The 1,892-nt window shown below is 37.7% G+C and carries 1 protein-coding gene; it reads right to left on the bottom strand.

The window, feature by feature from the left end; genetic code table 11:
• Nucleotides 1-106 precede the first annotated feature (106 nt).
• Nucleotides 107-1,780 carry an AIPR family protein gene (locus tag A1332_RS01355; protein WP_064006786.1) on the bottom strand — a complete coding sequence of 558 codons (1,674 nt, stop codon included), beginning with the start codon at nucleotides 1,778-1,780 and terminating at the stop codon, nucleotides 107-109.
• Between the last annotated feature and the right edge of the window lie 112 nt (nucleotides 1,781-1,892).

The following is a 1,892-nucleotide window of genomic DNA, read 5'->3' as shown; positions in this document are numbered from 1 at the left end:
AAAAGCTCCGGTGCTCGGCGCGGCATACGGGACACCCCCGGAATTCACGATACTTAGATAAATTTAATTTGAACATTCAGGTTTGTAAGCTGCACTACTAATAATATTAAATATGTTTAACGGTATTTTCCAAGTTTTGAATATATGACGCGACTTTAGTTTTTGTCTTTGCATCTTTAAAGAACCGATTAAAAGAAAATGACTCGTCTTTATTTTGCTCGATCTCAACTATATCACCTACATATCGTAATGCATCCGGAATAACTTCTATCACGCGATCAAAATCTAGTCTATCAATCTGACGACAATCACATACTTGACCTACAGCAAAAAGCACATGATAGGCTCCATCTATTAAATATAAATTCCTTTTGTCAAATTGCGATTGATTTCTAATGCAAGTCTGTAATGCTTTTTTCTTAGTTTCTATAAAATTTAATACTTTTAAGGCACAATAAAGCTCATCAGCAAGCAGATCATCTGTGAACACTTGATCATACAAGTCTGAAAATATCCTTCCCCTGTCTTTTTTCGCTACTTCTGGTAATTCTAGGCTATATGCCAGATGAGCTTGACCAGAAGACAATGCATCAACCCTTAAAACTCGTGACTTATCACTATATTGGTTGAGTTTTCTCTCATAAAAAAGCTCCATTCCTTCAAATGCTTCTTCAAGCTTTTTCTGAATATCATCATTTGATCGTAAGTCTCTGCTTTTTATTGGAGTTTGACTGTTTGTTGACTCAGCAATGGCAAGGCTAACCGGTTGAGATTTTGTTTCTATAATTCTAAGGAGAACAAGAACGTCATCAATTTTCTCTGGCGCTATCTTACTTGCTTCGAACAATGCGTTGGACGTTTGGCCACCATTAACTATTTGAATGTTTTGTAACTCTACAATGGGCGCCCGTTTCCCTTTTGGATAAGAAAATGAATCGCAGGTTATCGTTATCCCGTTATTTAGATACCAAAACAGCGGATTATCATCCGATATGGCAGTTTCAATGATTTTCCTGTTAATTTTATTGGTTCTGGTTAAATAAACTCTAACATTATCGTTAAAGATTTCTTTCCGCACAGAACTTGGCTCATGAGGATCGGCAATAATCCTAACTATTTCAGAGGCTTCTACTGTACAAATTAAGCCACGAATACTCCCGTCAGTCCTATCAAAGTAGTCTTTATCAACGATTTGGATTTGATCATTTATTCTTGTTGTTTTTTTATCAATGAATAGCTCGACAATTGTGTCAAGGCTATGGTGATTCACATTGAAGTACTTGAATTTGCAGAGCCCGACGTTAGCTCTCGCCATTTCTCCAGGCTCCATCATGTTGGTATTACCGCAGAAATGAACTTCTATACTCGGGTTCTTTTTATCAAGAGCAGCCCATATTTCTTTGACTTTATTCCATAAAATCGGATTACAAGACTGCTCCAATGACTTATTTAAATCCAAGACATCGTCAAAAAAAGAAACTAACTTATCTATTTCACCACTAGGGAAATTTTTCTTTGTGTTTTCGAAAGAATTTACATATTTAAATTGAAAAACATGGATAGCGTTTCGGCCATCTCTATCATCAATGAACACGGCATCGACACCTCGATCTTTTGAACCGTCAGTAATGGAGTCTTCTGCTTCTTCATCAGATACGCCAAGTAGACTTGCAACCATGAGGATTGGAAAGGCTTTTTGCTCTGTGTCTACTCCATTTTCAACATCAATATAGGCCTTTACCTTATGTTCTAATGTATTCCAATCTAACAAGTTAGCCACTGGCGCCTCAAAAAAACCTCGATCAAACAAAACACTCTGCGAGAGCGGACCATCCCGTATGCCGCGCCGAGCACCGGAGCTTTTGGCGGAATTAGCCCGTTAGATACTCTGT

It is taken from the genome of Methylomonas methanica (assembly GCF_001644035.1).
GTDB lineage: Bacteria > Pseudomonadota > Gammaproteobacteria > Methylococcales > Methylomonadaceae > Methylomonas > Methylomonas methanica_A.
The sequence above is the reverse complement of the archived record's forward strand: the minus strand, read 5'-3'. Positions and strand labels throughout refer to the sequence as shown.